The organism is Sphingobium sp., assembly GCF_049304695.1.
In the GTDB taxonomy this organism is placed as follows: domain Bacteria; phylum Pseudomonadota; class Alphaproteobacteria; order Sphingomonadales; family Sphingomonadaceae; genus Sphingobium.
This window is the reverse complement of sequence record NZ_JBAQOK010000072.1, coordinates 93,547-109,198: the sequence shown is the minus strand read 5'-3', so window position 1 is coordinate 109,198 and position 15,652 is coordinate 93,547. Positions and strand designations below refer to the sequence as shown.

17 protein-coding genes are annotated in these 15,652 nt (G+C 63.7%); 11 read left to right on the top strand and 6 right to left on the bottom strand.

Annotated features, from left to right (window positions below; all coding sequences use genetic code 11):
• Nucleotides 1-150 precede the first annotated feature (150 nt).
• Both lepA and WA070_RS12360 read left to right on the top strand, forming a co-directional pair.
• Nucleotides 151-1,959, top strand: coding sequence for a translation elongation factor 4 (gene lepA, locus WA070_RS12365; protein WP_422634220.1), 1,809 nt, complete (start codon nt 151-153; stop codon nt 1,957-1,959).
• A 71-nt stretch (nt 1,960-2,030) separates the two neighbouring features.
• Nucleotides 2,031-2,435, top strand: coding sequence for a hypothetical protein (locus WA070_RS12360; RefSeq protein WP_422634219.1), 405 nt, complete (start codon nt 2,031-2,033; stop codon nt 2,433-2,435).
• 30 nt (nt 2,436-2,465) lie between these two features.
• On the opposite strand, the gene WA070_RS12355 is transcribed toward WA070_RS12360, so the two are convergent.
• Entirely contained in the window at nt 2,466-3,242 is a 777-nt protein-coding gene (locus WA070_RS12355; RefSeq protein ID WP_422634274.1) for a sulfite exporter TauE/SafE family protein, read from the bottom strand.
• A 122-nt stretch (nt 3,243-3,364) separates the two neighbouring features.
• On the bottom strand, nt 3,365-3,922 hold the full coding sequence (locus WA070_RS12350; protein WP_422634218.1) for a nuclease: 558 nt from the start codon (nt 3,920-3,922) through the stop codon (nt 3,365-3,367).
• Between the two features lie 169 nt (nt 3,923-4,091).
• Between WA070_RS12350 and WA070_RS12345 the strand changes: the two genes are divergently transcribed.
• The 5 genes from WA070_RS12345 to WA070_RS12325 all read left to right on the top strand — a co-directional run bounded on the left by WA070_RS12345 (nt 4,092) and on the right by WA070_RS12325 (nt 8,042).
• Complete coding sequence (locus WA070_RS12345; protein ID WP_422634217.1) at nt 4,092-4,502, top strand: PH domain-containing protein; 411 nt, start codon at nt 4,092-4,094, stop codon at nt 4,500-4,502.
• Nucleotides 4,503-4,664: 162 nt separating this feature from the next.
• Complete coding sequence (locus tag WA070_RS12340; RefSeq protein WP_422634273.1) at nt 4,665-5,348, top strand: hypothetical protein; 684 nt, start codon at nt 4,665-4,667, stop codon at nt 5,346-5,348.
• A 42-nt stretch (nt 5,349-5,390) separates the two neighbouring features.
• Nucleotides 5,391-6,539, top strand: coding sequence for a JmjC domain-containing protein (locus tag WA070_RS12335; protein ID WP_422634216.1), 1,149 nt, complete (start codon nt 5,391-5,393; stop codon nt 6,537-6,539).
• Between the two features lie 4 nt (nt 6,540-6,543).
• Nucleotides 6,544-7,089 (top strand): pseudouridine synthase, encoded by a 546-nt coding sequence (locus WA070_RS12330; RefSeq protein WP_422634215.1) that lies wholly within the window; start codon nt 6,544-6,546, stop codon nt 7,087-7,089.
• 14 nt (nt 7,090-7,103) lie between these two features.
• Nucleotides 7,104-8,042 (top strand): L-lactate dehydrogenase, encoded by a 939-nt coding sequence (locus WA070_RS12325; protein WP_422634214.1) that lies wholly within the window; start codon nt 7,104-7,106, stop codon nt 8,040-8,042.
• A 39-nt stretch (nt 8,043-8,081) separates the two neighbouring features.
• Here the strand turns inward: WA070_RS12325 and WA070_RS12320 are convergent, their stop codons facing one another.
• From WA070_RS12320 to rnd, 3 genes are read right to left on the bottom strand one after another with little or no spacing between them, the layout of a single operon-like run.
• The gene (locus WA070_RS12320) at nt 8,082-9,125 is read right to left on the bottom strand and encodes an alpha/beta hydrolase family esterase (RefSeq protein ID WP_422634213.1); all 1,044 of its coding nucleotides are present in this window, start codon (nt 9,123-9,125) and stop codon (nt 8,082-8,084) included.
• 52 nt (nt 9,126-9,177) lie between these two features.
• The gene (locus tag WA070_RS12315) at nt 9,178-9,456 is read right to left on the bottom strand and encodes an I78 family peptidase inhibitor (RefSeq protein WP_422634212.1); all 279 of its coding nucleotides are present in this window, start codon (nt 9,454-9,456) and stop codon (nt 9,178-9,180) included.
• A gap of 7 nt (nt 9,457-9,463) precedes the next feature.
• Nucleotides 9,464-10,630, bottom strand: coding sequence for a ribonuclease D (gene rnd, locus WA070_RS12310; RefSeq protein ID WP_422634272.1), 1,167 nt, complete (start codon nt 10,628-10,630; stop codon nt 9,464-9,466).
• Nucleotides 10,631-10,758: 128 nt separating this feature from the next.
• Between rnd and aspS the strand changes: the two genes are divergently transcribed.
• The 4 genes from aspS to WA070_RS12290 all read left to right on the top strand — a co-directional run bounded on the left by aspS (nt 10,759) and on the right by WA070_RS12290 (nt 15,092).
• Nucleotides 10,759-12,543, top strand: a complete 1,785-nt coding sequence (gene aspS / locus WA070_RS12305) for an aspartate--tRNA ligase (protein ID WP_422634211.1) — start codon at nt 10,759-10,761, stop codon at nt 12,541-12,543.
• A gap of 100 nt (nt 12,544-12,643) precedes the next feature.
• Nucleotides 12,644-13,432: a polyphosphate kinase 2 family protein gene (locus tag WA070_RS12300; protein WP_422634210.1), complete on the top strand. Its 789-nt coding sequence runs from the start codon at nt 12,644-12,646 to the stop codon at nt 13,430-13,432.
• Nucleotides 13,433-13,516: 84 nt separating this feature from the next.
• Nucleotides 13,517-14,824, top strand: a complete 1,308-nt coding sequence (locus tag WA070_RS12295) for a methyl-accepting chemotaxis protein (RefSeq protein ID WP_422634209.1) — start codon at nt 13,517-13,519, stop codon at nt 14,822-14,824.
• Nucleotides 14,825-14,906: 82 nt separating this feature from the next.
• On the top strand, nt 14,907-15,092 hold the full coding sequence (locus WA070_RS12290) for a hypothetical protein (RefSeq protein ID WP_422634208.1): 186 nt from the start codon (nt 14,907-14,909) through the stop codon (nt 15,090-15,092).
• A 20-nt stretch (nt 15,093-15,112) separates the two neighbouring features.
• On the opposite strand, the gene greB is transcribed toward WA070_RS12290, so the two are convergent.
• Nucleotides 15,113-15,598, bottom strand: coding sequence for a transcription elongation factor GreB (gene greB, locus WA070_RS12285; protein ID WP_422634207.1), 486 nt, complete (start codon nt 15,596-15,598; stop codon nt 15,113-15,115).
• Between the last annotated feature and the right edge of the window lie 54 nt (nt 15,599-15,652).

The window sequence follows — 15,652 nt, the reverse complement described above, 5'->3', positions numbered from 1 at the left end:
AAATCGTTGTTCGATTAGCCACCCGTTTATGGCGACGGGACTTAACACAATCATTACGTCTTTCAAACAAAGCGGCGCTGTCGGATGACCCTTTTTACCCGGTCGTTCGATCCTGCTGACAGGCCGTGCAAGGCCTGCTAGGGCGCGGGGATGACGCAGCTTAGCCACATCCGTAACTTTTCGATTATCGCCCATATCGACCATGGCAAATCCACGCTGGCGGATCGCCTGATCCAGCGCACGGGCGGCCTGACCGACCGGGAGATGAGCGCCCAGGTTCTCGACAATATGGACATCGAGAAAGAGCGCGGGATCACGATCAAGGCGCAGACGGTGCGTCTGGATTATACCGCCAAGGATGGCGAGACCTATGAGCTGAACCTGATGGACACGCCGGGGCATGTCGATTTCGCCTATGAAGTGTCGCGGTCGCTGGCCGCGTGCGAGGGCGCGCTGCTTGTCGTGGACGCGGCGCAGGGCGTGGAAGCGCAGACGCTGGCCAATGTCTATCAGTCGATCGAGCATAATCATGAGATCGTGCCAGTGCTCAACAAGATCGACCTGCCCGCCGCTGAACCGGAAAAGGTGCGCAAGGAAATCGAGGATGTGATTGGCCTCGACGCGTCCGAGGCCGTGCTGGCGAGCGCCAAGTCGGGCATCGGCATCGACGAGATACTCGAAGCCATCGTCAAGAAAATCCCGCCGCCAAAGGGCGATCGCGATGCCCCGCTGGAAGCGATGCTGGTCGATAGCTGGTACGACCCCTATCTGGGCGTCGTGATCCTTGTCCGTGTCGTCAACGGCGTCATCAAAAAGGGGCAGGCGATCAAGTTCATGATCGGCGGCACCGAACATCTGATCGACCGGGTCGGGTGCATGCGCCCCAAGATCGAGACGTTGCCCGAACTGGCGGCGGGCGAGATCGGTTTCATCACCGCGCAGATCAAGGACATCACCGAAACCCGCGTCGGTGACACGATCACCACGGTGAAGAACGGCGCGGCCAAGCCGCTGCCGGGCTTCAAGGAAGTGCAGCCGGTGGTGTTTTGCGGCCTGTTCCCGGTCGATGCCAATGATTTCGACAAGCTGCGCGATTCGATCAGCAAGCTGCGCCTGAACGACGCGTCGTTCAGTTTCGAGATGGAGAGCAGCGCGGCTCTGGGCTTCGGCTTCCGTTGCGGCTTTCTGGGCCTGCTGCATCTGGAGATTATTCAGGAGCGGCTGACGCGCGAATATGATCTGGACCTCATCACCACCGCGCCGTCGGTGGTCTACAAGATCCAGCTGACTTACGGCGCGGGCGAGATCGAGTTGCACAATCCGGCCGATATGCCCGATCCGACGAAGATCGCGGATATCGAGGAACCGTGGATCGAGGCGATCATCTATTGCCCCGACGAATATCTCGGCTCCATCCTGAAACTGTGTCAGGACCGGCGCGGCATCCAGAAGAACCTGACTTATGTCGGTGGGCGGGCGCAGGTGACCTATGAACTGCCGCTCAACGAAGTGGTGTTCGATTTCTACGATCGCCTGAAGTCGATCAGCCGGGGCTATGCGAGCTTCGACTATCATCAGATCGGCTATCGCGAGGGCGATCTGGTCAAGATGAGCATCATGGTCAATTCAGAACCGGTCGATGCGCTGAGCATGATCGTCCATCGCGGCACGGCGGAATCGCGTGGGCGCGGCATGTGCGAGCGGCTGAAGGATCTGATCCCCCGCCATCTGTTCAAGATCCCGATTCAGGCAGCGATCGGCGGCAAGGTGATCGCGCGTGAAACGATCGCGGCGATGCGCAAGGACGTGACCGCCAAATGCTATGGCGGCGACATCAGCCGCAAGAAGAAGCTGCTCGACAAGCAGAAGGAAGGCAAGAAGCGGATGCGCGAATATGGCAGTGTCCAGATTCCGCAGGAAGCCTTCATCGCCGCGCTGCGCATGGGCGACGACAGCTGAATCCCGACTACGCCGCCCTTGCCGGACAGGTCGTTCGGATCGAGCGGGCGGCGGCGTTTCTGGCCAATGGCATGTCGCTATGCCCGTGCCCGCATGCTGGTGCGCGGCGGCGCGGGGCGATGCCTGCCAAGCTGATCGGCAACGGCTTGCGCGAACTGGACCTGTTCCTGACCGACCTGATCGTGGAAGCGCGGCGGATCGACCGGCTGGGCGTGCGGGCCGGGCGCGACCCCGGCATCCATCCGGGGCGGCGGGTCTACAGCGCTGCCGAAGCGTGGCGCAGGGCCGGGCCGCAACTGGGGCTGGCGATCGAGGACCGGGTGCGTCTACGCCAGATGCGGGCGGCGCAGAACCGGCAGTGTTTCGGCCGATTGCGTGGCGATGCGGCAGAGGCGGCGATGCAGCGCGCCTGCGCGGACTATGTGCGGCTGGCGGGCGATGTCCTGGCGGCGGTAGGAGCGCGGGCTGAGATCTGACGGGTTAATGGATGTAGTGCAGGCTACCGGCTAAAGCAGCATCTTGATCCCGACGAGGGCGAGTGTCGCCGCCAGTATCGGCGTCAATATGCGGTCGGACGTGCGGCTGGACAGCAGGCTGCCGATGATGATCCCCGGCACCGATCCCAGCAGCAGTGAGAGCAGCAGGCCGATATCGACCGATCCCATCGCCCAATGGCCAGCGCCCGCGATCAGGGTCAGCGGCACCGCATGGGCGATGTCGGACCCGACCAGCCGGTTGACGGGCAGGTGAGGGTAGAGGATCAGCAATGCCGTCATGCCCAGCGCGCCTGCGCCGACCGACGTCAGTGACACCATGACCCCCAGCAGCGCGCCCAGCGCAATGGTTGCATGACCGATGCGCCGGTCGCCCAGCCTGGCAAAGCGCGGCGCCAGCGCATCGACGAGGCGCTTGCGGAACAGGATCGCGATCGCGGTCAGCACCAGCACGGTGCCCAGAATGGTGGCAAGCATCGCGCCGACGGATTTGGTTTCGACATGGCTATAGGACAATGCGAGCAGCGTGAGCGTCGTGGCTGGGACGGAGCCGATCGCCATGCGCCGCACGATTTTCCAGTCCACCGTGCCTTTCAGCCCATGGATGCCGGTCCCCACGCTCTTGGTCGCCGATGCGTACAGCAGGTCGGTGCCGACGGCGGTGGCGGGATGGAAGCCGAAGGCCAGCACCAGCAGCGGTGTCATGAGCGATCCCCCGCCTACGCCCGTCAGCCCGACCAGCAGGCCCACCAGCACGCCCGCGCCGGAATAGAGGAGATTGATGTCGATGCCGTTCCCTCCCAACCGTCGCGGAATGATGTCCTTGTGCGCGGCTATTAACGGCAGGGAGGCGGCGAAGCCATATGATAAAAGGATGGCCGCGTTTTTTGGTCCGCCCGGCCGATCAGGAGTCAGGTCGCGCAGGCGTCCGTCGGTTCGGCGGTCGGGGTACGGCCATAGCCCTTGAGGATCATCAACTGGCCCAGCGATACGCCATCGCGGATCAACAGGCGCGCGGCGGGATCGGCATCGGCGGGGCCGGGCCAGACCTCGACCGTGCCGCCGTTGAGCATGGTGAGAAGACCGTCGCGCCCCGCCAGCGCGGCAGTCTTTTCAGCATCGCAATGCGCATCTTCGGGCGTCGGCGCGCGCATGTCGGCGACATGGTAGCGCTGGCCGCGCCAGACATAGGTGTCGGCGGACAGGACGCAGGCATGGCCATCGGCATTGCCGCCGGTATCGCCGCAGACGGTGAAGGCATCGGAAATCGTCATGGGGGCGCTGGCCTGCGTCACGCCTCCGCTGCCGGTCAGGGTCGGACCCACGAGCAGGACGGCTCCGACGCCGATGACCAGCGCGATGAGGAGAAGACCCTGCGGCAGGATGCGTGAACTGCCTTCGCGCGGAATGTGCCATTCATTGCCGCGATGGATGTTGCGATCGCCTTGTTCGTGGAGCGTGTCGGCCATATGTCGATGTCCAATGATGATCAGACATGGTGTAGCATGGGCCGTGCAAAGATTTCGTTAACTACCCGAAATGGTGCCTATTGGGACGGTTGCGGGTCGTGCGGCTTGACGCGATGCGGTGCGGCATGGTGAAAGCGGCGATGGTTAGCGCGGACGAATGGGCACAGGCATGAGCGGCGTGAACGAAGCCTGGTTATATGATGAGCATCCTGCGATGTTTCGGGCGCATCCCCTGCTGTTCGTGCTGCTGCTCGTGTCGGTCGTGGGGATCGTGGGAATTGCGATCTGGTGGATCGCGCAAAAGGGCGAGCGGCTGGCGCTGTCCGATCGGGATGTGCTGATGGAGCGCGGCCTGCTGGCCAAGCAGCGGACGGAAGTCGCGCTGTCGAGCATTCGCAGCGTGCGTATTACACAGAGCCTTGGCCAGCGGATTTTCGATGTCGGCCATGTCGAATTATTCAGTGCAGGCGACGTCGCCGAAATCGCGATCAAGAACATGCCGCGCCCCGGCCGCATCCGTGCGATTGCCGCATCGCGCAACATGGACCTGTTACCGCAACGGTCGGCGAAGGCGCTCTGACATGCCGTCGTGCTTGACTTTGCCGCATTTATTTCAACGATAGGGGGTTGGGGAGCCGATAGAGTTCCCACCCGGTTGCCAGGAGGACGTCTGAACGCAACGCCGACCCGCATCATGCGGCGTCGTGCGATATAAGGGGACGTCTGCATGAGTTTGCGCGTGATGCCGTCATTACCGGATCTGACGGCCGAGCAGCGTGCGGATATCCGGCAGGCGTGCGGATTTGCCTGCGTGCGATGCGGAGTGACGATCTATCGCTATCTGGCGCTACCTGACCATTCGGGCGCGACCCTGCTATGCCCCACCTGTCATGGATTGGTGGAAGAGGGGCGGTTGACCGCGACGCAGGTGCAGAGTTTCCATGCGAACCCCGTCGTGCGGCAACGCCATTTCGCGCGTGATCGCCTGCCCTTTTCCGCCGACCTGCCGCAGTTGATCGTCGGCGGCGCGCGCGTGCTGCGCGACACGCCCATCCCCATCACGTTGGATGGCGAACCGATATTGGTGTTCGCCCCGCCGCGCCGGACCAATGGCGCGACGCGGATCAGCGTGCGGCTGGGCAATAGCGAAGGTGAACCGGTGCAGGTGATCGATGGCAATGAATGGATGCCGACCAACGGCAGTTGGCACTTCCTGTTGCGCGGCGATCGCTATTCGATGATGGCGGCGCGCGGCGACGGTCTGGCCGTGCTGCGCATCGTTGCGCGCAATAAGATCGCGGTAGAGCATCTGCGCACGACGATCCGGGGCCGACGGCTGGAGGTGACGCCCGACTGGCTGGAGATCGACGGTAAGCGCCATGTCGATCGCATTGGCAGCGGCACGCTGATCGGGCTGGAGATGTGAGCGCGCTTTGACAGGCACAGGCGCGCGGGCGTAGGGCGCAGCATGCAACTGACCCATTTCGATATAGACCGCTTCCTGGCCGACCATTGGCAAAAACGCCCGGCGCTGATCCGCAATCCATGGGGCCAGTGGCGCAATCCGCTCGAACCCGATGAACTGGCCGGGCTGGCGTGCGAGGATGGCGTGGAATCGCGGCTTATCACCTTGCAGGGTGAGGGGTTGTCGCTGGAAAACGGGCCGTTGCCCGAAACCCGGTTCGGCGCGATGGGGCGCAGTCCCTGGACGTTGCTGGTACAGGCGGTGGACCAATATGTGCCTGACGTCGCCGCGCTGATCGAACCCTTCCGCTTCGTGCCGGACTGGCGCATCGACGATGTGATGGTCAGCTATGCTGTCGATGGCGGCGGTGTGGGCGCGCATTACGACCAGTATGACGTGTTTCTGGTACAGGGGCTGGGGCGTCGGCGCTGGCGGGTGGGGCCATTGTGCGATGCGGACACACCGCTGCTGCCCCATGACGACCTGCGCCTGCTCGCCGATTTCACGCCGACCGACGAATGGGTGCTGGAGCCGGGCGATATCCTCTATGTGCCGCCGCGCTTTGGCCATGACGGGGTAGCGGTCGGCGACGATTGCATGACCTATTCCATCGGCTTTCGCGCACCGTCCCGCGCCGAACTGATCGACGACTGGAGCGCGCATCAGGCCGATGCCTATGGCGACGAGGACCGGTATGAAGACCCGGATCTGACGCGACAGGACAATGCCGGGGAAATCCGTGGGGCCGCGATCGACCGGCTGCATGGCATGATGATGGACGCCTTGTCGGATCGCGCGGCCTTCGCCCGCTGGTTCGGCCAGTATAACAGCCAGCCCAAATATGCCGAAGCCGACTGGCGCCCCGAAGAGCCGGTCGCGCGGGAGGATGTGCGCGCGCTGATCGCCGCAGGCATCGCGCTGGCCCGCAATCCGGCCAGCCGTCTGTCTTTCATTCGGGGGGACGAGGGCGCGGTGATGCTGTTTGCCGATGGGGTCTGTTTCGATTGCGCAGGCGACATGGCCGCGCTGGCCGTGCAGATATGCGCAGAGCCGACCGTGTTGCTCGACCCTGCGCTGGCGGGGTCCGGTCCGGCAATCACCCTGGTCACGGCGCTGCTCGATCAGGGCAGCCTGGCGTTTGAAGAGGAATGAGCCGATGACTTTGATCCTGTTCAACAAGCCCTTTAACGTCCTGTGTCAGTTCAGCCCGGAAACGACCGGGCCGGTGCGCCCGACGCTGAAAGATTTTATCGACGTGCCGGGCGTCTATCCAGCCGGGCGGCTGGATACCGATAGCGAGGGGCTGCTGCTGTTGACCGATGACGGACGGTTGCAGGCGCGGATCGCCGATCCCCGGTTCAAAATGCCCAAAACCTATCTGGCGCAGGTAGAAGGAGAACCGGACGCAGCGGCCATAGATGCGCTGTGCAAGGGCGTGACGCTGAAGGATGGGCGGACGCTGCCAGCAGAGGTTGAGCGGATCGACGACCCGGCGCTGTGGCCGCGCGACCCGCCGGTGCGGTTTCGCAAGACCGTGGCCGATTGCTGGATCAGCCTGACCATCCGCGAAGGCAGGAACCGGCAGGTGCGACGCATGACGGCGGCGGTCGGGCATCCCACATTGCGGCTGGTGCGTTGGCGCATTGGCGACTGGTCGCTGGACGGGGTAGAGCCGGGGACGTGGCGCACGGTGCAGCCTTAACGACAGGATCGAGCATGGCACAGGATCAGGGACGTATTGCGATCATCGGGGCGGGCCATGTCGGCGCGACGGCGGCCTATGCGTTGATGCTGCGGGCCTTGTTTCGCGAGATCATCCTGATCGACAACAATCCCGAGCTGGCCACCGCAGAAGCTGCGGACATCGCCGATGCGGGCGGACTGGCGCGTCCGGCGATCGTGCGCGCGGGCGATTATGCCGATGCAGCGTCGGCACGCATCGTCGTCCTGACCGCTGGCGCTGCGACCCATGGCGATGAAAGCCGCCTGTCGGTGGCGGGGCGCAGCGCCGATATCGTGCGGCAATGCGTCGATCAACTGATGGCGGCGGGGTTCGATGGCATCATCCTGGTCGCGGCCAACCCTGTCGATGTCATGGCGATGGTCGCGCGGGAAGCAAGTGGACTGCCACCTGAACGGGTGATCGGGACGGGGACGTTGCTGGATTCCAACCGCCTGCGCACATTGCTGGCGCGGCAGCTTGGCATTGCGCCTGCATCGATCGACGCGATGATCCTGGGCGAACATGGCGACACATCCTTTGCCGCCTTGTCGATCGCGAAGGTCGGTGGGATGCCGATCGACGGGTTCGCGCGCGATGGCGGGACGCTGGAGGCGGCATCGCTCAACGGGCAGGTGCGGCAGGCGGCCTATCGGATACTGGAGGGCAAGGGGTATACATCCTTTGGCATCGGGACGGCGATCGTGCGCATTTGCGAGGCGATCGTGCGCAACGAGCGGGTCATCCTGCCGGTCTCCACTCATCTGACTGGGCAGTTCGGGGTCGATGATGTGTATCTGAGCCTCCCCTGCGTGCTTGGCGCTGGGGGTGTCGAGCGCGTCCTCACTCCCGACCTTGACGGCGCAGAGATTGCAGCCTTTCGCCAGTCTGCCGAGGCGGTACGTGGAGCGCGGGCCACGGTTAGCCCCCGCTAGACTAGAGCAGCAGGTGATTTCACCTGCTTGGAAAATGCTCTAGCGCGGTTTGCAGGTCAGGAAGAAGCGAATCATTTCCCGCGAAGCGTCCGGTCCCGCCGGGTCGGTGTGGGAACCCATCGGATTGCCGCCCGACCAGCTATGGCCGCTGCCATGGATGGTCCAGTCCTCCAGCAGCACGTCGCCGCTGCGGTTTTTATAGATGCGCCGGGTATAGTCGCGGCCGCCCGGCGATCGTCCGCTGGTGGATCGCATGGCCAGTGGTCCCGCGCCCGATCGCTCGACATTGGTCAGAAATCCGGCTGCGTTGGACGGATGAACCACGCGGTCGCCATCGCCATGAAAGACGATGGTGGGCAACTGGCGCGGCAGAGTGGCGGTGGAGGCTGGCCCCGCCCGCCCGTTCATGGCCGCCAGTGCGCCGCCCACGGTCCGAATGTCTCCGCGCGCGACACCCGAATGGACGCCGACGGCCATGAACAGATCGGGATAGGCCGCACCGACGATCGCCGCCGCCGCGCCGCCAGCGGATATGCCCGCAATATAGACACGCGCCGGATTGGCCCGGCCCAGCGCCATGGCGTGGCGGGTCAGGGCGGCGATGACCGCCGGTTCGCCATGGTCGCGCCCCTGATGCAGCGGATCATGCCAGTTCCAGCAGCGCGCCATGTTGGCGGATGAGGATTGCTGCGGATAGAGGACGAGAAAGCCCAACTGATCGGCCAGCGCGTTCATGCCGGTGCCGGTCGCGAAATCCGACGCGGTCTGCGTGCAGCCATGCAGCATCACGACCATCGGCATCCGGCGGCGATCCGATCCGGTCGGGGTATAGAGCCGGCAGGTCATCGTGCCATGCGCGCAGGTGAAATCGTCGCTGATGAAGCTGCCCGGCGTGGGGCGCGGCAAGGCGCGGCTGGCGGCGGGGCGGGCCACGCGGACAGGTCGGGGCTTGGCTGGCGTCACGCGCTTGGCCCGCGCCTTCTTGGGCGGAGCCAGGGCAGGAAACAGCAATTTGGCCGTGCGCGCCTGTCGCTTGCGGGCGAGGCGCGTCGCTTTCAGGAACGCCTTGAACATGTCGGCCATGGAGTATCCCGATGGGAGGGTCCGTCCGCCGGACTGGCGAACGGGCAGGCGGTCAGCCGCAACGCGCCGATGTGATGACCATCGCCGCGTCATAGCTGACGGTCAGTCGGTCGGGACGGAAATCCATGGTCATCGCCATCCCCGGACCGCCCCAGCGGAGCGTCTTCGCGCCGGACGCCGCCAGCAACGCAGCCCCTATATTCGCATCCGCCTTATGCCCCACGAAACGGTCGAGCCGGTCGTTGCGACAGGCGCCATCCACCCCCTGTGGGGGCATCGTGGCGCAGGCACCCGTTGCCAGCGCGCATGTCAGGATCAGGAAGCGTTTCATGGGAGCCTTATTCCGTCCGAGTCATTTTCAGGCGGCCATTTTTGACGGCGAAAGCCAGCCGCCCTTCCACCAAATCAACGGCGTCGCGGCCAAATTGTTCATAACGCCATCCTTCCAGGATGGATAAATCGTCACGCACGCCCGCTGCCAGCGCCTCTATATCGTCGGAACGGGCCAGCAGGCGCGACGCCACGTTGATGTCGCGCGAGCGGATTTTGAGCAGCAGTTTCAAAAGGTCAGCGACCAGCGCGCCGTCCTTGCCCAGCCCCGGACGGCGCGGTTCGCGGTCGGGCATGTCGTCCTTGTCGAGCGGCTGCTGATTGGCGATCGCGTTCATCAGCCGCGCGCCGATGTCGTTGGTGCGCCACGTCGCGGACAGGCCGCGCACCTTGCCCAGATCGTCCTGCGTGCGGGGTGGGTGGCTGGCGATGTCCGCCAGCGTCTCGTCCTTGACGATGCGGCCGCGCGGCAGGTTCTTGTCCTGTGCCTCCAGTTCGCGCCAGGCGGCCAGGGCCTTCAATCGGCCCAGCACGTCCGCTTTGCGGCTGGCAATGCGGACGCGTTTCCATGCGTCGGCTGGGTTGTTTTCATAGTTGGATGGATCGGAAATGCGCTCCATTTCCTGATCGAGCCAGTCACCGCGCCCGGTCTTGCGCAATTCTTCCAGCATCTTGGGGAAAATCTGGATGAGGTAGGTGACGTCGCCGATCGCATAGTCGATCTGCCGCTTGTCGAGCGGACGGCGCGCCCAGTCGGTGAAGCGCGCGCCCTTGTCCAGTTGCACTCCCATCCATGCCTCGACCAGATTGCCATAGCCGATCTGTTCGCCAAGGCCGAGCGCCATCGCCGCGATCTGCGTATCGAACATCGGGTGCGGGGTCTTGCCAGTCAGGTTGTGGACGATTTCGATGTCCTGCCCACCGGCATGAAAGACTTTGAGCACATCCTCATTCTCGCACATCAAATCGAGCAGGGGGGTCATGTCCAGACCCGGTGCCTTCGGGTCGATCGCGGCGGCCTCATGCGGGTCGGCGACCTGAACCAGGCACAGTTCGGGCCAATAGCTGTTTTCACGCATAAATTCGGTATCGACCGCGACATAGGGAGATTTGGCGATGCGGGCGCAGAAATCGGCTAGAGTCTTGCTGTCGGTAATCAGCGGATGGATTTGCATATGGTCTTCGATCTTATTATGGGCTGGCCCGCGCCCCGGCGGGCTGGTCGATAATCGACAAGGCAGGCCATAGCGGGACTGCACCAATTTGTCATTTCCGTAAAACGAAGCTGAAAGAGCAAAACGCCATGCACGCCTATCGCACCCACACCTGCGGCGCCCTTCGTGAAGCCGACGTCGGCGCGACCGTCCGCCTTTCCGGCTGGGTGCATCGCAAACGCGATCATGGCGGCGTGTTGTTCATCGACCTGCGCGACCATTATGGCCTGACGCAGGTGGTGGCGAAGGCGGATAGCGAAGCGCTGCGCATCCTCGACGGGCTGCGCGCCGAATCGGTCGTGACGATCGACGGCATCGTGGTCGCGCGCGGTCCCGAGGCGACCAACCCCAAGATGGCGACTGGCACGATCGAGGTCGTGGCCGACAGCGTGACCGTGCTGTCCACCGCCGCCGAGCTGCCGCTGCCGGTGGCGGGCGAGCAGGATTATCCCGAAGACATCCGCCTGCGCTACCGCTTCCTCGATCTGCGGCGCGAAACGCTGCATGGCAATATCGTCAAGCGCACGAAGATCATCTCCGACATGCGCCGCCGCATGGAAGACGCAGGCTTCACCGAATATTCGACGCCGATCCTGACTGCGAGCAGCCCCGAAGGCGCGCGCGACTTTCTGGTGCCAAGCCGTATTCATGCCGGCAAATTCTACGCTCTGCCGCAGGCGCCCCAGCAATATAAGCAGTTGCTGATGGTCGCGGGCTTCGACCGCTATTTCCAGATCGCCCCCTGCTTCCGCGACGAAGACCCGCGCGCCGACCGCCTGCCGGGCGAGTTCTACCAGCTTGATCTGGAGATGAGCTTCGTCACGCAGGAAGAAGTGTGGGACACGATGGAGCCGGTGATCGCCCAGATCTTCGAGAAGTTCGCCGACGGCAAGCCAGTGACGCCTGCAGGCAGCTTCCGCCGGATTCCCCATGCACAGGCGCTGCTGAAATATGGCAGCGACAAGCCCGACCTGCGTAACCCGATCGAGATTATGGACGTGACCGATCATTTCCATGGGTCAGGGTTTGGTATCTTCGCCTCGCTGGTCGAAAGCGGCAGCGTGATCCGCGCGATCCCCGCGCCGGGCGCTGGCGCTGGCAGCCGCAAATTCTTTGACGAAATGAACAATTGGGCGCGGGGCGAGGGCTATTCGGGTCTTGGCTATATCAACATCAAGGATGGCGTGCCGGGCGGCCCCATCGCCAAGAACCATGGCGAAGAGGCGACCGCGAAGCTGATCGCGGCGCTGGGTCTCGGCGCGAACGACGGCGTGTTCTTCGCCGCTGGCAAAGAGTCGCAGGCCGCAAAGCTGGCGGGCCTGGCGCGCACGCGGGTCGGCGAAACGCTCGACCTCATCGACAAGGATCGGTTCGACCTGTGCTGGATCGTGGACTTCCCCTTCTATGAATATGACGAAGATACGAAGTCGGTCGACTTCGCGCACAATCCCTTCTCCATGCCGCAGGGCGGGCTGGACGCGCTGAACGATCAGGATCCGCTGACCATCAACGCCTATCAATATGATATGGTGTGCAACGGGTTCGAAATCGCATCGGGTTCGATCCGCAACCAGTCGCCCGACCTGATGGTCAAGGCGTTCGAACTGGTCGGCCTGTCAAAGGCGGATGTGGAAGAACGCTTCGGCGGCCTGTATCGCGCGTTTCAGTACGGCGCACCGCCCCATGGCGGCATGGCCGCTGGCGTCGATCGCATCGTGATGCTGCTGTGCGGGGCGCAGAACCTGCGCGAAATCACGCTGTTCCCGATGAACCAGAAGGCCGAAGATCTGCTGATGGGCGCGCCCAGCGCCGCCGAGTTCAAGCAGCTGCGCGAACTGCATGTGCGCGTGGTGGAGCCGCAGGCGAAGGCATAAGCGCTACTGTTCCCCGGCCTGTGCCGGGGAACGCTTTGGCATGGTCAGGATTGCGTTTTTTCAATGGTTTTGACAGGCTCGGTCCGAACGGAGTTGAGCCATGACCATCGACCTGACGGATTACGAAAACGGCGCAAAGTATAAGGGCGATTATGACGCCGATCTGGTGGCGCTTCAGGAGCGGCTCGCCAAGATTCAGGTCGCGCATATCCTGCACAAGCGCCGCAGCATTGTCCTGTTCGAAGGATGGGACGCGGCGGGCAAGGGCGGCATCATCAAGCGGATGACCGCCGAGTGGGATCCGCGCTGTTATCAGGTCCATCCCATTTCCGCCCCGACGCAGGAAGAACGCGACCATCATTTCCTGTGGCGTTTCTGGACGCGCCTGCCCGCCAGCGGCAACATCGGCATTTTCGACCGTAGCTGGTATGGCCGGGTGCTGGTGGAGCGGGTCGAGGGTTTTGCGACCAAGGCCGACTGGAAACGCGGCTATGACGAGATCAACGCGTTCGAAAAACAGCATAGCGATGTGGGCATGACCATCGTCAAACTGTTCGTCCACATCACGCAGGAAACACAGGACGAACAATTGGCCCAGCGGCTCGACACGCCATGGAAGCGCTGGAAAACGGGGGCGGACGATTATCGCAACCGCGCGCGGCGGGACGATTATCTTGAAGCGATGCACGCCATGTTCAAGAAGACCGACACGAAATATGCGCCCTGGCATGTGATCGACAATGGTCATCGCAAGGCCGGGCGCATTGCCGCACTGACCTATGTTGCGGATCGTTTGGAAGCGGCGGTGCCGATGGACTTCCCCGCCGCCGATCCGGCGGTGGTGAAACTGGCGCAGGACGCCTTTGGCTATAAGCCGAAGGGCAGATAAAAGCGAAATAAAACAGACTGTTGTAACAAAAGCGTCATCAAATTCTAACGCGGCGTTTACCATTGGGCAGATAGAGCGTCCGCCATGTTACTGGCCTCTGTTCCCCATCACGACGACAGCGCGAGCGTCGATCTGCCGCTGGCACAGCGCAGCGCCGCGATCGCGCTGGGGCGGCCATTGAGCGAGGCGGTCGATCATTTTCAGCAGGATGCCGGATTGCGGCTGTTGCCGGTGCTGGATGAAGGCGGGCGGCCCGTCGGCGCGATTTATGAAAGGGAAATGCGCCGCATCCTCTTCAACCCCTATGGCCACGCGCTGCTGCGCAATCCCAGCTTTGGCGGGCGGCTGGACGATCATGTCCGGCCCTGTCCGATTGTCGAACGGACGGCGAGCGTAGCGGAACTGGTCGATCTCTATGCCGCGCAGGGGACAGGGTGCGACGGGCTGATCGTCACGGACGAAGGCCGCTATGCCGGAGTGCTGGGCGGGCCGCTGCTGCTGCGCCTGACCGCCGATCGGGATGCGCGCGCGACGATGGAACGCATGGCGCGAGTCGAGCGGATCACGCAGGAAAGCGCACAGTTCCGGCAGGATATAGCGGCGCTGATCGCGGACATGGTCGCGATGGCCGAACAATTGTCGATCCTGTCCACCGGCGTATCCCACCGGGCGGCAGGCGACCAGACGGATTGCGCCGCGATGGCGGTCGCGGCGGTGCAGACCGCCGACCGGCTGGGACATATCGCCATGGGCGGCAGCGAACTGGGGCAACTGTTTCAGGCGATGGAGGGCGAAGCGCATGACGCGGGCGCCGCGATGCGTGACGCGGCAGCGCGCAGCCGGTCTGGTGCAGCACAAAGTGCGGCGCTGCGCGACGAGGCGGAGGGGATTGGCGAGGTCGTCGCCCTGATTGATTCGATTGCGGCGGCCACCGCCATGCTTGCGTTGAACGCGGGCATAGAGGCGGCGCGGGCAGGGGAAGCGGGATTTGCCGTCGTCGCGCGGGAGGTCAAGTCGCTCGCGACGCAGACGCGCGCGGCGGCGGCGGGCATAGCCGGGCGGATCGACCATATCCGCATGACGGCGGGCGATGTGGCAGCGGGACAGGCGCAGGTCGATGCGGCGATGGCGCGGGCCGATCGGCTGTCCACCGCCCTGTTCGACGCGATGGCGCGGCAGAGTAGGTTCAGCCGCGAAATTGCCGATGAAGTGGCGGAGGCGGGATCGTCCAGCGACCATATTCGCGACCGGGCGCGCGCGATCAGCGACAATGCGCAGGCGACGGCGCAGGGCGCGGTGGCGATGGAAACGGTCGCGCAACGGCTGGCGGATGAAGCCCGGCGGCTGGAAACGCGCGCGGGCGGTTTCATTGCGGCGATCGGCGCGGCCTGACCCCATTAAAGCGCTGGCATACGCGGCAAATCGCGTTAGGCTGCCTATCCATACCAATAGCCATAATATAGGAGAGACAGTGATGCTCGTCATGTTCGTCGGCGCCGACCGCACCCAGACGGCGGTCAATCCCAATCAGGTCACATTCGTATCGTCGATCAACGACGGCACCCGCATCCGCTTTGGCGAGGGGCGCAGCGTCACCGTGACCGAACCGATCGAGGAAGTGCTCGACAGCCTGAACCGGGCGCTGCGCCCGCACGAATAGCGGCTGTGCTGGCGGGCGAGTCAGTTGGGGTAGGCGATCGCCATCACCTCATATTCCTTTTCTCCCGCTGGCAGCATCACCCGGCGCAGGTCACCCACCGTCGCGCCGCGTAATGCGCGCGCGATGGGGGATGACCAGCCAATGCGGCCTGCGTCGATGTCGGTTTCGTCATTGCCGACGATGGTGACGGTGCGATGGGCGTCATCCTCGTCCGCGATGGTGACGGTCGCGCCGAAATAGACGCGGCCCTTGTCGGGCTGGACCCGCGCATCGACAACCTTGGCGTCTTTCATCTTTTTGGACAGCCGCTTGAGCTGGAAATCAATCTCCCGCATCCGTTTGCGACCATAGAGATAGTCGCCATTTTCCGACCGGTCGCCATTGCCCGCCGCCCAACTGACCACCTCCACGATCGCGGGGCGCTCGACGCCCAGCAGATGGTCATATTCGGCGCGCAGCTTCGCGAAGCCTTCGGGAGAGATATAGTTGGGATAGGGGGTGGTCATTCCGCGATCCTTACCCCTGTTTTCATTTTCGTCATCCCGGACTTGATCCGAGAT

Excerpts from the sequence above, each read along its gene's own strand:
- lepA (WP_422634220.1), top strand. The coding sequence starts at position 151 with ATGACGCAGCTTAGCCACATCCGTAACTTTTCGATTATCGCCCATATC.
- WA070_RS12360 (WP_422634219.1), top strand. The coding sequence starts at position 2,031 with ATGTCGCTATGCCCGTGCCCGCATGCTGGTGCGCGGCGGCGCGGGGCG.
- WA070_RS12350 (WP_422634218.1), bottom strand. The coding sequence starts at position 3,922 with ATGGCCGACACGCTCCACGAACAAGGCGATCGCAACATCCATCGCGGC.
- WA070_RS12345 (WP_422634217.1), top strand. The coding sequence starts at position 4,092 with ATGAGCGGCGTGAACGAAGCCTGGTTATATGATGAGCATCCTGCGATG.
- WA070_RS12340 (WP_422634273.1), top strand. The coding sequence starts at position 4,665 with ATGCCGTCATTACCGGATCTGACGGCCGAGCAGCGTGCGGATATCCGG.
- WA070_RS12335 (WP_422634216.1), top strand. The coding sequence starts at position 5,391 with ATGCAACTGACCCATTTCGATATAGACCGCTTCCTGGCCGACCATTGG.
- WA070_RS12330 (WP_422634215.1), top strand. The coding sequence starts at position 6,544 with ATGACTTTGATCCTGTTCAACAAGCCCTTTAACGTCCTGTGTCAGTTC.
- WA070_RS12325 (WP_422634214.1), top strand. The coding sequence starts at position 7,104 with ATGGCACAGGATCAGGGACGTATTGCGATCATCGGGGCGGGCCATGTC.
- WA070_RS12320 (WP_422634213.1), bottom strand. The coding sequence starts at position 9,125 with ATGGCCGACATGTTCAAGGCGTTCCTGAAAGCGACGCGCCTCGCCCGC.
- WA070_RS12315 (WP_422634212.1), bottom strand. The coding sequence starts at position 9,456 with ATGAAACGCTTCCTGATCCTGACATGCGCGCTGGCAACGGGTGCCTGC.
- rnd (WP_422634272.1), bottom strand. The coding sequence starts at position 10,630 with ATGCAAATCCATCCGCTGATTACCGACAGCAAGACTCTAGCCGATTTC.
- aspS (WP_422634211.1), top strand. The coding sequence starts at position 10,759 with ATGCACGCCTATCGCACCCACACCTGCGGCGCCCTTCGTGAAGCCGAC.
- WA070_RS12300 (WP_422634210.1), top strand. The coding sequence starts at position 12,644 with ATGACCATCGACCTGACGGATTACGAAAACGGCGCAAAGTATAAGGGC.
- WA070_RS12295 (WP_422634209.1), top strand. The coding sequence starts at position 13,517 with ATGTTACTGGCCTCTGTTCCCCATCACGACGACAGCGCGAGCGTCGAT.
- WA070_RS12290 (WP_422634208.1), top strand. The coding sequence starts at position 14,907 with ATGCTCGTCATGTTCGTCGGCGCCGACCGCACCCAGACGGCGGTCAAT.
- greB (WP_422634207.1), bottom strand. The coding sequence starts at position 15,598 with ATGACCACCCCCTATCCCAACTATATCTCTCCCGAAGGCTTCGCGAAG.